12 protein-coding genes are annotated in these 17794 nt (G+C 46.8%); 7 read left to right on the top strand and 5 right to left on the bottom strand.

Annotated elements, in window-relative coordinates:
- Window positions 1-7 precede the first annotated feature (7 nt).
- Genes F8C67_RS00200 through F8C67_RS00185 form a run of 4 tightly spaced genes read left to right on the top strand, consistent with a single transcriptional unit; the run spans window position 8 to window position 4785 of the window.
- The gene (locus tag F8C67_RS00200) at window positions 8-2683 is read left to right on the top strand and encodes a histidine kinase N-terminal 7TM domain-containing protein (protein ID WP_151665765.1); all 2676 of its coding nucleotides are present in this window, start codon (window positions 8-10) and stop codon (window positions 2681-2683) included.
- A complete protein-coding gene (locus tag F8C67_RS00195) occupies window positions 2683-3420 on the top strand; it encodes an MBL fold metallo-hydrolase (protein WP_151665764.1) in 738 nt (245 codons plus the stop codon). Before F8C67_RS00200 ends, F8C67_RS00195 begins: the two co-directional genes overlap by 1 nt.
- A complete protein-coding gene (locus F8C67_RS00190) occupies window positions 3392-3997 on the top strand; it encodes a class I SAM-dependent methyltransferase (RefSeq protein ID WP_151665763.1) in 606 nt (201 codons plus the stop codon). Before F8C67_RS00195 ends, F8C67_RS00190 begins: the two co-directional genes overlap by 29 nt.
- A 2-nt stretch (window positions 3998-3999) precedes the next feature.
- The gene (locus F8C67_RS00185; protein WP_189660803.1) at window positions 4000-4785 is read left to right on the top strand and encodes a class I SAM-dependent methyltransferase; all 786 of its coding nucleotides are present in this window, start codon (window positions 4000-4002) and stop codon (window positions 4783-4785) included.
- Here F8C67_RS00185 and F8C67_RS00180 read toward each other — a convergent pair.
- The 5 genes from F8C67_RS00180 to F8C67_RS00160 all read right to left on the bottom strand — a co-directional run bounded on the left by F8C67_RS00180 (window position 4765) and on the right by F8C67_RS00160 (window position 14679).
- Window positions 4765-5544 carry a sulfite exporter TauE/SafE family protein gene (locus F8C67_RS00180; RefSeq protein ID WP_151665762.1) on the bottom strand — a complete coding sequence of 260 codons (780 nt, stop codon included), beginning with the start codon at window positions 5542-5544 and terminating at the stop codon, window positions 4765-4767. The two genes, F8C67_RS00185 and F8C67_RS00180, sit on opposite strands and share 21 nt — an antisense overlap.
- Before the next feature lie 6 nt (window positions 5545-5550).
- A complete protein-coding gene (gene bshC / locus F8C67_RS00175) occupies window positions 5551-7143 on the bottom strand; it encodes a bacillithiol biosynthesis cysteine-adding enzyme BshC (protein WP_170266297.1) in 1593 nt (530 codons plus the stop codon).
- Between the two features lie 37 nt (window positions 7144-7180).
- Entirely contained in the window at window positions 7181-7879 is a 699-nt protein-coding gene (locus F8C67_RS00170; protein ID WP_170266296.1) for a DUF4294 domain-containing protein, read from the bottom strand.
- On the bottom strand, window positions 7876-9360 hold the full coding sequence (accC, locus tag F8C67_RS00165) for an acetyl-CoA carboxylase biotin carboxylase subunit (RefSeq protein WP_223277503.1): 1485 nt from the start codon (window positions 9358-9360) through the stop codon (window positions 7876-7878). The genes F8C67_RS00170 and accC overlap by 4 nt, the downstream gene beginning before the upstream one ends.
- Before the next feature lie 135 nt (window positions 9361-9495).
- Complete coding sequence (locus tag F8C67_RS00160; protein ID WP_170266295.1) at window positions 9496-14679, bottom strand: PKD domain-containing protein; 5184 nt, start codon at window positions 14677-14679, stop codon at window positions 9496-9498.
- Between the two features lie 128 nt (window positions 14680-14807).
- Here F8C67_RS00160 and F8C67_RS00155 point away from each other — a divergent pair, with 128 nt between their 5' ends.
- From F8C67_RS00155 to F8C67_RS00145, 3 genes are read left to right on the top strand one after another with little or no spacing between them, the layout of a single operon-like run.
- A complete protein-coding gene (locus tag F8C67_RS00155; protein ID WP_151665757.1) occupies window positions 14808-15491 on the top strand; it encodes a DUF4159 domain-containing protein in 684 nt (227 codons plus the stop codon).
- Complete coding sequence (locus F8C67_RS00150; protein WP_151665756.1) at window positions 15475-16608, top strand: AI-2E family transporter; 1134 nt, start codon at window positions 15475-15477, stop codon at window positions 16606-16608. Before F8C67_RS00155 ends, F8C67_RS00150 begins: the two co-directional genes overlap by 17 nt.
- A gap of 2 nt (window positions 16609-16610) precedes the next feature.
- Window positions 16611-17762 carry a hypothetical protein gene (locus tag F8C67_RS00145; RefSeq protein ID WP_151665755.1) on the top strand — a complete coding sequence of 384 codons (1152 nt, stop codon included), beginning with the start codon at window positions 16611-16613 and terminating at the stop codon, window positions 17760-17762.
- The last annotated feature ends 32 nt before the right edge of the window (window positions 17763-17794 follow it).

Raw genomic sequence — 17794 nt, 5'->3', positions numbered from 1 at the left:
CCAGCCTATGGAATCAACTATCCTCCTGTTGCAAGTATCCTTGCTCATAGCCGCTCTGGTGGCCGTGGGACTGTTATTCTATGCATTTAAATTCCGGCAAGCCCCAGGAGGCTGGAACTTCGTGATATTGATGTCTGGAGTTGCTTGGTGGGCCACAATGGACGGAATCTCCCCATTTTTCGATTCACTGGAAACAAAAACATTCCTTGCTCAGGCCGCGTATCTGGGAATTGTATCTACCCCAGTTGCCTGGCTTTCCTTCGTTCTCAGCTATGCCGGCATCCAAATAAAAGATTACGCGCTCCCGCGAAACGGCGTGTTTATCCTCGGAATGGCTGTTTTATTGGGGGCACTCACGAACGATGTGCACCACCTACTCTACAAAGAAGTAGTGTTTACTCCTGGCGACTACGGGCCTGTATTTAGCTATGGTCCTCTGTTTTGGAGTTGGGTCGGATGCACGTATTTGATGCTCGTCCTATCTACCGTAATGCTCATCCGTACCGCGGTAAATTCGAGTCAACTCTTCCGCTCTCAAATCGTACAGCTCATCATCGGAGCTTTTCTCCCTTGGGCAGGAAACGCCGCATATTTATTGAAACTGAATCCCGTGGTGGGCTTCGACCTTACACCCTTGGCCTTCGTTGCTGTAGGAGCAATCAGCATCTCTGTCGTTTTCAAAAAACGCCTCTTCGAGGTTATTCCAGTAGCCTACGCAACTCTTTTCCACTCCATGCGCGATGCTGCATTCCTCATCAGCAGCGATTTCACTGTGATTGACATCAATGCTAGTGGAGAAAAAATGCTGAATGGTCGCGAGTGGCGAGGGACGAACGTAAACAAACTTATGAGTGGGCTGCCAGAGCAGACCGCAGAAAGGTTAATGGAGTTTCTTATAGCTGCTCAGCACGCCAAGCCCACCGATTTAAATACCCTTGAGTTTGATGTTACTCTAGATTCTGGCGACATCGCCTGGCTAGCTGTGTCTGCATCCCCAGTAATTCAGAATGACCGAAACAATGTCAATCTACTAATCACAGCGCGTGAGGTGACCCAGACTAAAGCGAATCAGGAGCGTATTGCTCGAACCGCCGATGAGTTAGAGAAAGTCAATTCTATTGCCAAAGAGTTGCTTCAAGAAGGGACTTGGGAGCGTAAAATGAAGTTCATCACAAAGAGGATTGTGGAGGGCTTCAACGTGGATTACTCCTTTATTTGGTCGATTGAAGATCAAGATATTCATGTCCGCTCGCAGCCTAGTATTCTAGCCTCCGCTGAGATACTCGACATTACGAGTCAGATTGGGTTCGACCGATTCTTGAAACAAAATGAAAAAACACTCCTTGAAGGCGGAGCACTCCAGATTTCAGACAACTCATTGAATGCGTTCTTACTCGCTCATCCATTTACGCGAAAAGGAAAGGTGTGGGGAATTTGGACGCACATTTGGCTTGATGCGATTCCAGACGGTCCTTCTCTGAACGCATTAAGTCTAATCTCTGAACTGCTAAACTCCGCCATCACGAGAGAAGATTACTTCCATGAAACAGTCGTGGCAAAGGAAACCGCAGTAAAAGCGAGTAAGGCGAAAACGGAGTTTCTATCCATGATGTCGCATGAAATCCGTACTCCTCTGAATGCCATCATCGGAATTTCCAACATCCTAGAACAAGATGAGAAAGAGGCCGATTTTGAAGAACACAAGAGCGCACTCATCCACGCCTCTAAACACCTCAAGGGATTAGTTGACGACATCCTCGATTTCAGTAAAATTGAAGGTGGATTCCTCGAACTGACGAAGCGTGAAATTCACATTGAATCCTTCATGAAATCGGTTATTGGCACTTATAAAGAATGGGCGATTGACAAAGGAATTGACTTGAGTTTGGAGCTCGATGTACAGGCTGATAGAATCATCTTGGCCGATCAACTTCGACTCGGACAAGTGATGAACAACCTCATCAATAACGCGATTAAGTATACGGATGGCGGAAAAGTAATCGTCAGTCTCAAAGAAACAGATTCGGGTGGGTTGAAATTCTCCGTCAAAGACTCTGGCATTGGCATTAGTCAGGAGGACCAAAAGAAAATCTTCGAAGAATTTACCCAAGCCTACATGGGCAACGACAGAGAGCATTCTGGCACCGGACTTGGCCTGAGTATTTCAAGAAAACTAATCGAACTTATGAATTCTAAGCTTCTAGTTCAGTCTGAATTAGGAGTAGGCAGCACCTTCTCATTTGAGCTTACCAATGTGCTCACGGACAGTCGCAATGTTCAAAAAGCCGAAACACAAAAGAAGAAAGCTGATTTATCGGGCACCATCTTGATTGTAGAAGACAACAAGGTGAACTACACGATTGTAAATGCCATGCTCACGAAATGGGGTATCACAACACACGCAGCATATAACGGACAAGAAGCGGTAGATTTCTGCAAAGAGAACGAAGTGGATTTAATCCTCATGGACCTTCAAATGCCAATTATGGATGGCTACGAAGCAACCAAGGCACTGCGCTCACTTGGGACTAAAACACCCATCATTGCACTTACTGCTAGTGCTATGATAGATACGATTGACCGCGCAAAAGAGGCGGGAATGAACGACTACATCACCAAGCCATTCCAACCGAATGATCTAAGGGAAAAGTTGCACCTTTATCTGGCCAAAGAAAAAGCATAATGCGTCCGATTTCCATTCTTCTACTATCCGCACCACTCTTCAGTTTCGCTCAATCGACTTCATGCCCTCCTCTTTCCTTCAACCAAATTGACAATAGAACAACGCTCATTGTCGCCTACGACACCATTAACGGCGAGTGTATTCCAGCGAATTATCTCATTCTTGAGGGAGATTCAACATCAATTCTCCTAGATACTCCTTGGAATAATGAGCAGACAGAAGAGCTTCTAGCATGGGCGGATTCCTCCCTAAAAGTGCCCATTAGCACAGCAATCATCTCCCATGCCCACAACGATAGAATGGGCGGTATCGATGCACTGCACAACAGAGGAATCAAAACCTATATCCATTCAAAAGCCCAAGAAGCAAACACCGATTTCTCCCCTGCTAAAGAAGTGCTCACCACTCCTCGAGGATTTGACCTTGGCAATCTCAAGATCAATGTGCTGTATCCTGGCGACGGACATGCACCGGGGAATTTGGTTGTTTTGATTGGTCGACACGGATTTTACGGCGGGTGCTTTTTAAAAAGTGCATACAGCAAGAACTTAGGCTATACGGGAGATGCAGATATTCGCTCTTGGTATTGCGCATTAAATCGACTCACCGACGTCGCGGAGCGGGCCGTTTGGATCATCCCCGGACATGGCTCGGCAGATGACGGTGCCTTTGACAGAACATTGGAACTTGTAGAAGAAGAACTTGGCGATGAATTGGAAGAAGTGGAATGCGATTAGGTACACGTTGTATGCCCCCATTTACAACGTCATACGTCCGGCATTCGGTCCCGCTCGAGCTCGAGCCATTTCCAATTTATCCCTCCCTCCCAACGCCAAAGTTCTAATCGTAGGCGGTGGAACTGGTCTTGACCTGCCGTTTTTCGACTCCCCCGTGAACATCACCTTCACGGATTACACGCCCGAAATGGTGCGCCGCGCCCAGAAAATTGTGTTACGTGATGGCGTTTCCGCAACCTTTCAGGTAGAAGACGGCGCAAACCTATCCTTTACCGATAATACCTTCGATGCAGTTGTACTCCACCTTATCGTCGCAGTCATTCCAGACCCTCAATCCTGTATTGATGAAGCGAATCGCGTTTTGAAGGCGGGAGGAGAAATCTCGGTACTCGATAAATTCAGAGAATCCAATAGACCTAGCATTGTGAGAAGAATCTTAAATCCGATTATTAAGTTCATGTTTACGGACATCAATCGAAAGTTTGAAGAATACATTCCAACAAATTGGGAAGTCTTAAGTGACGACGGTGTTCTTCTCGGACGAACCTTTCGCGTCATTCACCTCAAAAAGCGATAGCTATGGCACGTATACATCTATTTGAATGGGAAGATCAACTCTGGTTTCCATCTTTCCTTCGCAATTACATGACTGACTTCCTCGAGTTTGTGTCACACGCCTCTAAGCTTCACCGCGGTGTGCCATCGAAACTTGCTGAAGTGATGAAGTCTTCCAACAAAAATCACATCCTCGATCTAGGCAGTGGTGGCGGCGGCCCTTGGCGTCAAGTACTTCCCGTACTTACCGATGCAAACCCTAAATCGAAAGTGACCCTTTCCGATTTCTACCCGAATATCAGAGCTTTCGAAAAGCTTGAAAGTCAATTTCCGAACAGCGTGGATTTTATTGCTGAATCGGTGGATGCCCGGCAAGTAAAAACACATGAAAACGCAATTCGAACACAATTTCTTTCTCTCCATCATTTTAAACCCGCCGATGCAACTGCCATCTTGAAAAACGCCGTTGAAGCCAACACACCCATTGTTATCGTCGAAGGTCAATCCCGGAATGTGCCGAGTATGATAGGAATGCTGTTCTCTCCGATCACCACACTTCTCGTTACGCCGTTTATAAAGCCGTTTAAATTATCGCGACTCCTCTTCACATACCTCATCCCTATTCTTCCGCTCCTCATCATGTGGGATGGAATCGTAAGCGTACTTCGAACCTATTCAAAACCTGAATTAGAGGGACTTTCAGAAGCGGCCGACCCCGAAGGAAAGTTCAACTGGGAATATGTGAAATCAGAAAAGTCGCCTGCAACAATGTTCGTTGGAATGCCTATCTCAAATCAAACCGAAGATTAAGGCCAACCCAATAAGAATCATCAGTATTCCGACAACCCACTGAACCGCGCGGAATGTGACTTTCTTCATCATTCTCTTCCCAATATAAGCCCCAATGAACGCCGAAAGCGTTGCAAATGTGAGTTCCTGCCAAACATTTGTCAATACTGCCGTATCCATACTCGATAGATAGACTGGAATACGCGTAAGGTCGATGAGCAAAGCTATAGCCGTTCCCGTGGCCACATACCCTAGGGAGGTCAGCCCCGATTTGAGAAGAAACATTGAACGCAATGCACCTTGGTGTCCTGTCAACCCACCAAAAAATCCGCTTACCACACCACCGGGCAACAGCACGGCAGGTTTGGTTTTGAAGCTAAATCGTCCGAAGAGCAGCTCCTGAAGTGCGAACAGTATCATCAAAATACCAACGGCCACGGAAAACCAAGTAACTTCGCTGTAGCTGCCACCAAATTTCGAGGTATAGGCAATCGATTCATCCAACGAAGTAGCAAGATTGGAACCAAGGAGTGCACCCGCTATTCCAGGCACACCAAACCAAAGCAACACCTTTCCATTTATCGATTTAAAAAGAAGGGAGAACTTGAATATGTTGTTCAACAAATGAACGATGGCCGTCATCATAACAGCCTCAATAGGATCAAAAAAAAGGATGAATGCGGGCAGAAGTAACGTACCCAATCCGAATCCAGATATCAAGGTGAGCCAGCTTGCGCCAAATGCTACGACACACACCAATATCAATTCTGGAGTACTCATACTCGTTTATTCAATAAACCAGCTGAAGTCATGGGCAAAAGGATCAATCTCATCGAATAAGATGTTCATCACCCCGCCTCCAAATCGCTCTACCAAAGTCAGATAGGTATCTCGCCTTTCCTGTAAGCCCCCACTTGGGAACGCCTCCGCATGGATTTCATCAAACATCCGTGAGACTTCCGATTCTCGGCGCTGGATAGCCCGAAGTATCTTCTTTTCGAAGTTCTCAATTAAGTGTGTCTGTCTCGCATTATAGGCTTCAGCCGTTCCTTTGAGCGTAGGGTCAATCTTATCAGCCAGCTCGTGCATCTGTTGGAAGAGAACGGAGGCCTCCGCTTTTAGGCTATCAATTTGACCATTCAATTCGAGTTCTTTCTTGAAGTGATTGCGACGCTGTTCAAATACAGGCTCACAGATGTCTTGCAAACTCAAATTAAGGCTCTCCATTTTATGCACGAACTTTCTTCGCATGAATCCAACAGAATTCCTCAGTCTCAAGATTGGAAAAGGAACCATGTGTCGGTCGAACAGTGGCTTAAGCTGAAGCCAATACGCTAATTCACCTCCGCCGCCAATGTAGGCGAGGTTTGGCAATATCACTTCTTGGTATAGTGGACGGAGAATCACATTAGGGCTAAAGCGCTCTGGGAATTGCTCAAGTTCAGCGGTAATCTCTTCTGCGCTCCATGTGTAGGGACCATCTACTGTTTTGAACACGCCATCTTCAATATCAAGTCTATAGCGAGTTTCATTATTCAGGTAGAAAAGGTTGATTTCCCTGGGGTTCACTTGAGTGAAATAGTACTCATTCAGCACCTGAGAAGCCGGCTCAATGATTTCGCTGCTGCTTCTATTGAGCAACTCATCTTTAAAATAGCCCGTCATTTTCGATTTCAGACGAGCGTCATCAGCATCCAATACAATCAGACCCTTATGTCCGAAAAGCGATGTAGCAAGCTCACGAGTCGCCTGAGCGAGGCTATTCCCCGGTCGGTAACATCGTCGGAACAAGTCGAGTAGTTCATTTGCACTCGGACTTTCACCTACGGCATGCTGCAACTGATCTACAACCTCTTCAACTCCATCTGTATTCATTCTTCCAACACCGCCACCAAATGGTCGCTCCCAGCGATACTTTATGTCGCCGTACCACACATGGTTCACTTCTTCAAAGTCGTGATCCTCTGTAGCCATCCAGAAGATTGGTAGCACGGGCTTCTTCAGAGATTCCGTCAACTCTTCCGCTAGGCGAATAGTGTTGACAATTTTATAGATGAAATAAAGTGGTCCGGTGAACAAACACACTTGATGGCCCGTAGTGACCGTAAAAGACTCTGGCAATGCGAGTTGATCGATAGCTTCGTGAACGAGTGGATATCGCTTAGCTATATCGAGGCTAGCATACTGATCAGTGAGCACTTCGGCTAGAAGCGCTCTATCTACTAAATGCTGTGATTTCTCTTGTAGTTGAGCTTCGTAGGAGCTTCTCTTGTGAGGACGATTGTAAAGCGGACGTAGCTTCGAGTCTTCATTTACATAATCCTCCATGAGTTTGGAGAATCGCCCGGTAGAGAAGATAGGTACAGGTTTATGCTGCATGCCCACAAAGGTAACAGTTTCGATGTTGTAACTACAATTATTCAGAAGGAGGATAGAACGGCACACGTTCTTGAAGTAGTCCTTGTTGAAAAGCGCGCTGAAGAATCTGTTCAATGAGCTGATCCTCATCATCTTCCTCCGGCAGATACGGTTGCTTCAAACTGATGTCGTACCAATTCGCATTCACGTTCCACCAAAAGGCTGTCCACCCACTGCGGTAATCAGAAATCAAATCGTAAACCGACATTCCCGTTTCGCGGTAGATGAGCTTACAGAGAATCTGACCTTCACTTCTGGTAAGTTTTCTAAGCTCTGGCTCGAAGCGTTCCCTGAGAAAATCATTGTATTCTTCGATGTAGTCATCCTTATCGTCATCATCTGAAAGTGTATCCAAACGCAAGTTCAGAGAGTCCAACCGATTCCCTGCCAGCACGGCATATGGGTACACGTGCATCACTTTTCTCTTAAGGATGAAGTAACGACGTCTCGCTTCGTCAGAATCGAACGTTGGCTTATCAATTAGCAGTACTTCGTCGAGCACCATCCATCGGACAGTATCACCTTCAATAATAGTGGCAGTGCGAATTTCCCCATTCTTCACGTATTTAAATACGACAAGGGTATCGTTGTATGTCGGAATGTAGTCTACCTCAATAACTTTACCCTCAGCAGTATCTAATTGTGCAAATACTGATGTTGAAAGAAGGCATGCTATGAGGAGTAACCGTGCTATCACATTGTGCGATTTCGCTTCCATGCATTTCCAACGGAGCTTTGTGCTGTGGATTGTGAAGTGCTTTCTTTTTGATTCTGAAGTAACCATGCTCCCAGGAGTGCTGCAACTTTCTCGCCAGATTCATCACGGCGATCCAACATCTGAGGCTCATAGTGCTTCTGAACGAAGTGCGTATCGAAGTTCCCCGAACGGAAAGCCTCGTGCTCAAGGGTAAATCGGCAGAAAGGGAGCGTTGTCTTCACACCCGCAATTCTGTATTCGTCAATGGCGCGAATCATTCGATCCATTGCTTGCTCACGATCTCCCGCATGCACAATCAGTTTGGCAATCATCGGATCGTAATAAATGGGCACATCCATACCCTCTTCAAGGCCATCGTCTACGCGAATGCCAGGACCTTGCGGACGCTGATACACCTTTAGATTTCCGATATCAGGCACGAAGTTCTCTCTTGGGTCCTCGGCGTAAACACGGACTTCAATAGAGTGACCGTGAATCTGAAGATCCTCTTGCTTGAATGACAATTCGTGACCTTCGGCAATTCGTATTTGCTCACGAACTAAATCAACTCCAGTAATCAATTCTGAAACCGGGTGTTCAACTTGAAGACGCGTATTCATTTCCAAGAAGTAGAATGCGCCGCTAGCATCGTAGATGAATTCTACCGTACCCGCACCTTCATAATTACAAGCTTTGGCCACGTTAACGGCAGCCTCACCCATAGCCTTACGAGTCTCTGGAGTCAATACTGCAGAAGGAGCTTCCTCTACAACTTTCTGATGTCGACGTTGAACACTACACTCGCGCTCAAACAAGTGAACCACGTTGCCGTGTTGGTCGGCTATAAGTTGAATTTCGATGTGACGGGGAGAATCGACATACTTCTCAACGAAGACACTTCCATCGCCAAATGCAGAAGTAGCCTCACTGACGGCGAGTTGCATTTGTTCCTCGAAATCCTTCGTATCGTGTACGATTCTCATCCCCTTACCGCCACCGCCAGCTGCGGCTTTAATCAGTACAGGATACCCAATTTCCTCCGCCAACTTCTTCGCGGCTGGAACGTCTTCGATGGCTTCATCAAGACCTGGAACCAAGGGTACATCGTAGGATTTAACAGCTTGCTTTGCCATGAGCTTATCACCCATGGTAGAAATGGCATCTGGTTTCGGTCCTAGAAACAAGATTCCCGCTTCTCGAACCTTTCTCGAGAACTCTGCATTCTCAGAGAGGAAGCCATAACCTGGGTGGATGGCATCCACGCCTAGGCGAAGTGATTCTTCAATAATCTTATCTGCTAGCAAATAACTCTGGTTGCTCGGTGGCGGGCCAAGAAGCACGGCCTCATCGGCGTAACGCACGTGAAGTGCATTTCTGTCCGCTTCCGAATAAACGGCTACGGTCTTGATTCCCATTTCCTTGGCAGTACGCATTACGCGCAATGCTATTTCACCTCGGTTGGCAACGAGTAGTTTGCTAATCGATTTCATACAGATAATTTAGGTCTTGCGAAGATAGGGAATGCAAGACTATCTAGCTATTCGCAACGCCCTCCTACCCGATGGTTTATCAACCTCGGATTGTGGACACTCAACTACCTAAAAGTCAATGGAAGCCTATCGAATGACGACGTATTCTGTTTGCTGAGTTCCGTTCTCGAACCTGATTCTTACCACATACACTCCAGCATTCAGAGTGGTCTGAATGGCTACTTCGTCTTCCAATGCATCGATTTCGTTCGGATGTTCGTAGACCGTTCTGCCCTGCATATCTTCCAGCGAACAGTGCGTAACATCTTGTTGCACCTCGCTCAAATCAATCACAAACGAACCGTCATTAGGATTTGGATAGACGATTAAAGATGGCGCTTCCTCTTCTTCTAGTCCGATGTTACTCAGCCTATATTGAAGCGTATCATCATCTCCACAATCATTCGAAACGACTAAAGTTACTCGGTAGAACAAGCCTGGCACCGCATACAAGTGGGTAGGGAAATTAGTACCCGTAGCGGTTTGTCCATCGCCGAAATCCCACCAGTAATTGTTGCCAATACTAGCCGTAGCATCGAACTGAACCAGCATACCATTTCCTCCTGATGAAATTACGGTGTACGTCCACTCTGCTTTCGGATCCGAACACAATGCAATAGTCTGCGTATCCGAAATCGTATCGCCACAAGCATTGATGGCATATAGAATGACATCATAGTTCTGGTTGACCGCATAGGTGTTACTGACGTTCACCCCGTTTGCCGTATTCCCATCGTCGAAGTCCCAGAAGAACTGCGTGGCATTCGCCGACGCGCTAGCATCAAAGTCAACCTGGAATCCTGTAACCGTGTAGGTAAATGACGCTACAGGAGCATCACAAACTGTGATTGGCAAAATGAGTGTATCCGTTGTTCCGCATGTGTCTGTCACAAAAAGTGAAAGATTGTAGGTCCCCGCAGTACCGTACGAGTGGGTCAATATCGCCCCTGTTCCATTGTTACCATCGCCAAAGTCCCAGCTGTACGAGTTTCCTATTCCCGCAGATGTTGATGCATCGAGGTTCACATCTAATCCCGATGTACTCCAAATAAGTACCGAAGATGGTGCGCCACATACCACAACCTGTTGAGTTGCCGTATCGGTATCACCACATGCATTTGCCACAATTAGTTGTACGGTGTAGATCCCCGGCGTTGTGTATGTATTCGCCGTATTCTGTGCGAACCCATTGTTTCCATCGCCATAATCCCAAGTATACGTGGTTGCGTTGGCACTCGATGTACTGCCGTCGAAGCTCGCCTGTAGTCCCGTTGTTGTGAACGTAAACGAAGCAGAAGGAGCCGCGCAATTCACCGTTGTGAACGTCACAGGTCCAACCCATCCGCTCAAGAGTCCATTGTCACAAGTGTCCTGAATGTACACGTCGTACGTCGTGTTTGGCGTCAATCCCGTAAGTACTGCCTGCCCAGATGCAATTCCACTTTGATTCGGTGTTCCCGGTGTGAATCCAGCTGTACCCCAGGCGATTTGTGAATCACCCGAAATACTGCTCCAGAAGGCATCGGCACTATTCGGACCAATGTTTTGAATGGTTAATCCGACCGGATCATTACAAACCGGATTACAAACGGCAGTTGTCGTAAACTGGTTACCTGTGGTAAGCGTAAACGACCCAAAGTTCTGATCGTAGAGAAGTACGCCATCTGCATCTCGCAATTCGAAGCCTACCTGGTTTGTTCCAAATCCAGCGCTTCTAAAATTCAAGTCAACCGTGCTACTATCGCATACAGGAACGAAGAACGTTTCCACTCCACCCGTTCTCAATGTGTATAAACGAACTGTTCCGTCGACAACGATATCAACCCAGTGGAAAGATGTTCCTACGCTCCATCCATTTGAGAATTGGTCTTCTAATTTCAATTCGTACAAACACGCATCAGGACATGGATAGGTGATGCCCGTAGCCGGACCTTCCGACCAGGAAACTCCACCGTTGGTACACGAATCCTGAACGTAGAAATCATACGCCGTGTTGGTATTCAATCCTGTAACGATGTACGGATTGTTTAGAACAGAGATAGTAGTTCCCGTGCCCGGTATGAATCCGGCAGGACCATATTCAATAAGCCACGTGGTTCCGCCTCCGGAAGTCCAACTTACTTCTATGGAAGACTCCGAAACTCCGGTTGCCGTCAAATTCGATGGTCCGGGGCAATTTGGTTTTTCATCGACTCGAATGTCATCAATCGCTACATCCGTACCTCCGAAACCGGATTTATTCCCTACAAATCGAATGAACACGGTTTTGTTTGTGTAGGCCGACAAATCTACAATCGACTCCTGCCAAGGTTGGGTTGCGTTGGTTTGCTGCTGACCAGAAATAGTGCGAACAGTGCTCCAGCCAGTGGTGCCTCCTTCTCGAACTTGAACTTGGAGTGACGTGATGTTATTACCGTACATGTAATACCAGAAACGGAGTTCCGGTGTATCCAACGGAGCAAGATCAATTTCTGGAGTGCGGAGACTCGAAATATTGGCCGAGAACCCGATGTCATCTGTGTACGCGTACTTACCGCTACCTGTGGTGTGGTCTACGGTCGGACCAGAATTCGTAGGGAAGGTTTGCTTGTTCTCTACCTTCCAAACGTAATTCACCGTATCCGATCTAAACCAACAGCTCTCAATATCACCTATGCCATTGAATTGAGGTGAAACCACCCATCCCGGGCTTTCGAACGTCTCCGTAAATGGAGCAGGAACTACTCCGCATAGTGTAGTGGCGGATTCTGGACCTTCCTCATCACTTGTTCCGTTCGTGCCACAATCATTGTAGATGTAAACATCGTAAGTGGTAGATGGTAACAATCCGGTAATTGTTGTTGGTGAAGCAGTTGTATTTACTGTTGTTCCCGTTCCTATTGGGAATCCACTAGGACCGTATTCAATAATCCACGCTGATCCTCCCGCGGTATTCCATGAAACATCTAGAGTTGTAAGTGTGGCATTTCCAACGGAAAGCTGTGTTGGCTTTGGGCAAGGTGGTTCTTCGTGAATGTCCACATCATCAATGGCAATTCGCATTTGATTACCTATTGTCGCTGTACGCTTTCCAACAAATCTCAGTTTGATTGTTGACCCCGCATACGAGCTGAGGTTTACAACAGCTTCCTTCCAGGCATCTCCTCCGCCCGTTTGTTGTTGTCCCGTTTTTGACCATTCCAACTGCCAACCTGTACCGTCATCTACATACAAGCGGAGCGATGAAATATTGGCACCGAACATGTGATACCAGAATGTCAATTCTGGAGTGGTAAGCGGTGATAAATCTATGAGCGGTGATTCCGCAAGAGCGGTGTCATTTGACGTCCCAAAGAATCCTCCGTCGGTATACAGATAGTCGCCTACTCCCGTTGTGTGATCTGCCTGTGGACCAGAATTCGCATTGACGAATGCCGGTGGTGATGGCGTCCAGAAATAGTCGTTGGCATCATCGGTTGCTGACCAGCACGGATCTAGCGTTCCTTGGACTCCAAAAGTCCCTGGGGACCAGGTGGATCCATCGAAATTTTCAACATACGGCGCCGATGTCGGTGCACAGTCGGTAGTCACCGGCACAGGGCCAGTCCATTGGCTCACTCCAAAGGTGCCGCATGTATCCCGAATGTAAAAGTCATAACTCGTTTGAGGAGTCAAGCCGGTAATCGTAGCTGGATTAGTCGTTACGGTTACGAGCGTGCCGGAACCTGGAGTGAATCCAGGGGTGCCATATTCGATTTGCCATGGTGATGTTCCTCCCGAAGTAAAGGCAAAGGTCGCTGAGGTTGAAGTAACGGATGACAGGGTAAACGGATTCGGACGTGGACAAGGCGGTGCCTCACGGACACTCACATCATCCAAAGCAATTATAGCATTGAAATTGCTCCCAGAATGATATGCTGTGAAACGGATGAAAATATTGTTATTTGCGAATGATGAGAGTGAAATCACATCCTCTTCCCAAGCCTGAGTTTTACTACTCTGCTGCTGTCCGTTAATTGTACGAACGAGGGTCCAAGGTCCCGTAGCCGATTTAACCTCAATTTCAAGTTTGTTGATGTTCGAACCGTACATGTGGTACCAGAAGCTGAGCTCTGGATTCGTCAATGGGCTTAAGCTGATTTGTGGACTACGGAATGAAGCGCTCGTGTTTGCACCAAATCCCGAACGGTCAGCCTGTATCCACTTAGTACCCGATTTCGCCCCACTCGGACCAGAAAAGTTGGTCGTGAAGGCTCCTGGCCCAGGATAAAACAGGTACCCATTCGAAGATGGCACCCTTATCCAACATGGATTAATTGAACCCGCATCGTTGAAGTTTATTGGGTTTCCAAAAGCTGTCGATTCAAAGCCTTCGGTCCAAGGAGCATTAACCACTCCACAAACTGTAGTTTCGCTGAGAGGTCCAATCCACGGACTTCTTTGTCCTGTTTGGCAACTGTCTCTCACCCAGAATAAATACGTAGTACTCGGATTTAATCCCGTTACTGTAAATGGTCGTACAGAATTTGTGTTGATAATGGTTGCGCTGCTGATGGGCTGGCCAGCTTCTACGTATCGGATCTCAGCTGAAGGTGTACTATTTGAAGTGAACCAGTTGAGAGTAACAGACGTAGCCGTCTTCGATTGAACGTTGAGGTTATTTGGCGGTGCACAAGTGGTAGATTCTGCAATGAGAATATCGTCGATGGCCGTTTGAACGCGCGTTCCGAAACCACTGTTTCGGCTGGCAACGAACCTGAGACGAATGGTATCGCCCGCGTACGCAGCCAAAGACCCTACTCCCTCTGTCCATGCAGAAGTACTCGATGTCTGATTACTGCCGAAAGTTCCAATGTTCGTCCACGAGGTTGACCCGAACTCTTGAACTTGAACGATGAGGTTGGTGATTTGGAACCCAAACATGTGACGCCAGAATCGCACTTCTGGGCTGGTAGCACTGCTCAAGTCGACGTAAGGCGTCAGAGCACTTGTCAGCGTATGCTGTGCAGAAAAATCGGCCTCACAAACGAGGTATTTTCCCGATCCGGTAGTTTTATCTCCGCTTGGTCCGGAGTTAAATGTTCCTGTAGTTCCTTGATCTGGACGCCAATAAAAGCCAGCTGTGTGACTTCTTGTCCAGCACGTAGGTATGCTCCCAGCCGCTGGGTCTGTTGCGGGTACAACAAAGCTCGACGAAGAAAAATCTTCGAAGTAAGGCATGCTCTCAATACATTGCCCAAATCCAGAAACGGCATAGAGTGCAAAAAGTAATAGGGGTAGCGCTCTCTTCACCAGGTGTGTTTTTGTTTTACACAATGTACGCATATTCACACATGAAAGGTTGCCTCAATGAGTTACAGACTTGAATAGTTGATTGAAAATCAATAGAACAGGATAATCGAAACGCTTACCTTTGAAATATGTTCAAAAGACTCTCTACAGCTATTCTTCTGATTACCACTGCGTTTCTCTTCATTTCAAACGCGTCACCTACCTATGAATTGGCGGTTATGAAGTACCGCGGAGGAGGCGATTGGTATGGCAACCCCAGTTCGTTAACGAATTTGATTTCGTTCTGTAATGACAACCTGAACATGGACTTATCACCAGAATATCAGGTGGTTGAAGCTGGGTCTCCCGACCTACTGAATTATCCTTTCGTTCACCTGACGGGGCATGGAAACATAGAATGGAATGAGGCTGAATTGAACAACATTCGAACGTGGCTCAAGGCGGGTGGTTTTTTGCATGTGGACGATAATTACGGCATGGATCCCTATATCCGTCCCCAGCTAGAATCGCTCTTCCCAGAATTCGAACTCACAGAAATCTCCGCCACTCACCCCATCTTTAAAGCTCCCTACCTCCTAGAAGAAGGGTTACCTAAGATTCACGAGCACGACGGTGGAAGTCCCAAAGCATTTGGAATTTTCATTGATGGCAGGCTTGCCGTTTTCTACACCTTTGAAGCGGATCTTGGAGATGGCTGGGAAGATCCTGAAATTCACAACGACCCAGAGTCTGTTCGCCTCAAAGCCCTCCAAATGGGAGCAAATTTGATTAGTTACGCATTTAACGGTTCGGTCTATGTTCAAGATGAATGATTTCGTGAAGAACGCTTTCCAACTCATTGGATGGCTACTGCTTATTTGTGGAATCGCTTGGCTATTGTATACCGTGAAAGCGATGATTGTGTACCTCATTATCGCAGGTATCCTCACGTTCTTAGGCAAACCAATTGTCCGCATTCTGAATCGCATCCAAATCAAAGGCAAACCCATGCCTATTTGGCTACGGTCCATGATTACCATCATCGTTATGTTCGGCACTTTTGCCGGAGCCATTAGTCTTCTAGCACCTGCTGTAGTTCATGAAATTGGCGTCCTTGGTAAAATCGACTACCAACATCTCTTCCACCGATTCGAAAATGAGTTTACCTATCTGCAAGAATTCGCGGGTGATTGGGAAATCTTAGAGGACGTGCTGAATACAGATGGCTCCTCTACTCAAGGGGAGGAAGGACCTCGAACGTTGACTAATATCATCAGTATCGATACGGTTCAATCCACCTTCGGATCACTTGTGTCCGGCATGGGCAACATTGCCATCGCCATTTTCTCCGTCACCTTCATCCTATTCTTCTTCTTGAAGGAAGAGAAACTGGCAGATACCATCATCGATAACTTCATCAATGATAAGTACACCGAGAAAATCCGCCATATCGTTCCAAAAGTGAAGAAAACACTTACCCGGTATATCGTTGGGCTTGTTATCCAACTTTCCTCCATCTTCCTTATGGTTTACCTAGGACTCACCTTGATCGGCTTCGAAAATGCAGTCATCATCGCGCTGTTCGCCGCAACCATGAATGTCATCCCATACATTGGACCAATCGTAGGCATTGCCTTCGGACTTGTGCTGGGCTTAGGTCAGGAGCTTGCAGCCGAACCCGACCTCAACTTCTTGTTGCTGTCAGGTCAGATTCTTGGTGTCTTTACCATAGTGCAACTCATTGATAATGTGGTTTCTCAACCGCTCATCTTCAGTAACAGCATCAATGCTCACCCGCTGGAGATTTTCATCGTCATCTCTATTGCCGGTACGCTTTCAGGCATTGCTGGTATGGTCGTGGCCGTACCATTGTACTCCATTCTCAGAATTGTAGCTAAGGAGTTTGAAGTCAACGTCAAATTCATCCAGACGCTCAGTAAAAACGCGTAGCTATGCTTCCTTTTGCTGAAGATGACATACGTGCCTTTTACGAGGAGCACAAGCATACCCATGCCGCTGATCTCTTGCTGAAAGCCAAGCCTGAGGATAGAGAGAAAGTCAAGTGGATGATCGAGCAGGTTTCGACAAGAAAGAAGCTTGAAACAAAAGTTCCCGAATGGGCTGGTAATTTTGGACTACACCTCCCTCCTGTCGAGAATCTCTCGCAGGCCAGCAGCACAATAACAGCCAAATATAAAGCGACGGAGATGTCCGGAAATGTCCTGGACCTTACGCTCGGCAGTGGAATTGACTCGTGGCAAATTGGACAAAAAAGTACCAAGCTCACCGGTATAGAACCAAACGCAGAACTCGCGGAAAGAACCGTTCACAACTTAAAGTCGCTTGGCGTAGATATCCACCTTCATGTTTCAACGGCTGAGGAATTCATGAAATCGAACTCGGAGAAGTACGATTGGATTTACCTCGATCCTTCAAGGAGAAACGAAGATGGAAAACGAACGGTTGCCCTGCATCGAATGACCCCAAACCTCACGGAACTCTGGCCTTCACTTCTCGAGTATGGTCAGCATATTTGTGTGAAACTATCCCCGTTATTCGACCTTTCAGCCATCATTAATGAACTCTCCAACGTTGTCCGCATCGAGGTTGTAGCCGTGAGAGGTGAAGTGAAGGAAGTGTTGGTTTTTGCGAACAGGCAATCAACTGAAGAAGTAGACATTTCAGCCGTGGAATTGCACGAAGATGGGTGGAAGTTCACATCGACCGAATTCAGAAAACCCGAGCAAGGAGAGTGGGGAGAATTCTTATATGATCCTTCAGCAGCGCTTATAAAAGCCAATCTAGCGGATGAGTGGGCATTCCAAAATGGATTGGTTAAACCGTTGAAGGAGGTAAATCTTTACACATCCGATGAGCCACATGAGGCCTTTCCAGGTAGAGTTTTTCGTATATATGATATCGGTAAACCTTACAAAATGAAGAATTTACCGCAACGTTTGGCCATTGTGTCGCGTTACTATTATGAACGACCAGAAGAAATTCGGAAACGACTTAAAGTTCAGGAGAGCGATTCAGATTTTCTCTTCGCGCTAGGAAAAGGTAAAAAGACCTCCCTTTTCATTCACGCGACGAGAGTGACCTAACACGAGAAAAGATGGCACGATGGTTGACCCAC

Source organism: Phaeocystidibacter luteus (genome assembly GCF_008933115.1).
In the GTDB taxonomy this organism is placed as follows: Bacteria; Bacteroidota; Bacteroidia; order Flavobacteriales; family Schleiferiaceae; genus Phaeocystidibacter; species Phaeocystidibacter luteus.
Note: the sequence above shows the minus strand (reverse complement) of the source record. Positions and strands in the feature narration are given on the sequence as shown.

Bases quoted from the DNA above. Each gene is read 5' to 3' on its own strand.
- F8C67_RS00185 (WP_189660803.1), top strand. From the start codon at position 4,000: ATGGCACGTATACATCTATTTGAATGGGAAGATCAACTCTGGTTTCCA.
- F8C67_RS00180 (WP_151665762.1), bottom strand. From the start codon at position 5,544: ATGAGTACTCCAGAATTGATATTGGTGTGTGTCGTAGCATTTGGCGCA.
- F8C67_RS00190 (WP_151665763.1), top strand. From the start codon at position 3,392: ATGAATTGGAAGAAGTGGAATGCGATTAGGTACACGTTGTATGCCCCC.
- F8C67_RS00150 (WP_151665756.1), top strand. From the start codon at position 15,475: ATGTTCAAGATGAATGATTTCGTGAAGAACGCTTTCCAACTCATTGGA.
- F8C67_RS00195 (WP_151665764.1), top strand. From the start codon at position 2,683: ATGCGTCCGATTTCCATTCTTCTACTATCCGCACCACTCTTCAGTTTC.
- F8C67_RS00145 (WP_151665755.1), top strand. From the start codon at position 16,611: ATGCTTCCTTTTGCTGAAGATGACATACGTGCCTTTTACGAGGAGCAC.
- F8C67_RS00200 (WP_151665765.1), top strand. From the start codon at position 8: ATGGAATCAACTATCCTCCTGTTGCAAGTATCCTTGCTCATAGCCGCT.
- F8C67_RS00155 (WP_151665757.1), top strand. From the start codon at position 14,808: ATGTTCAAAAGACTCTCTACAGCTATTCTTCTGATTACCACTGCGTTT.
- bshC (WP_170266297.1), bottom strand. From the start codon at position 7,143: ATGCAGCATAAACCTGTACCTATCTTCTCTACCGGGCGATTCTCCAAA.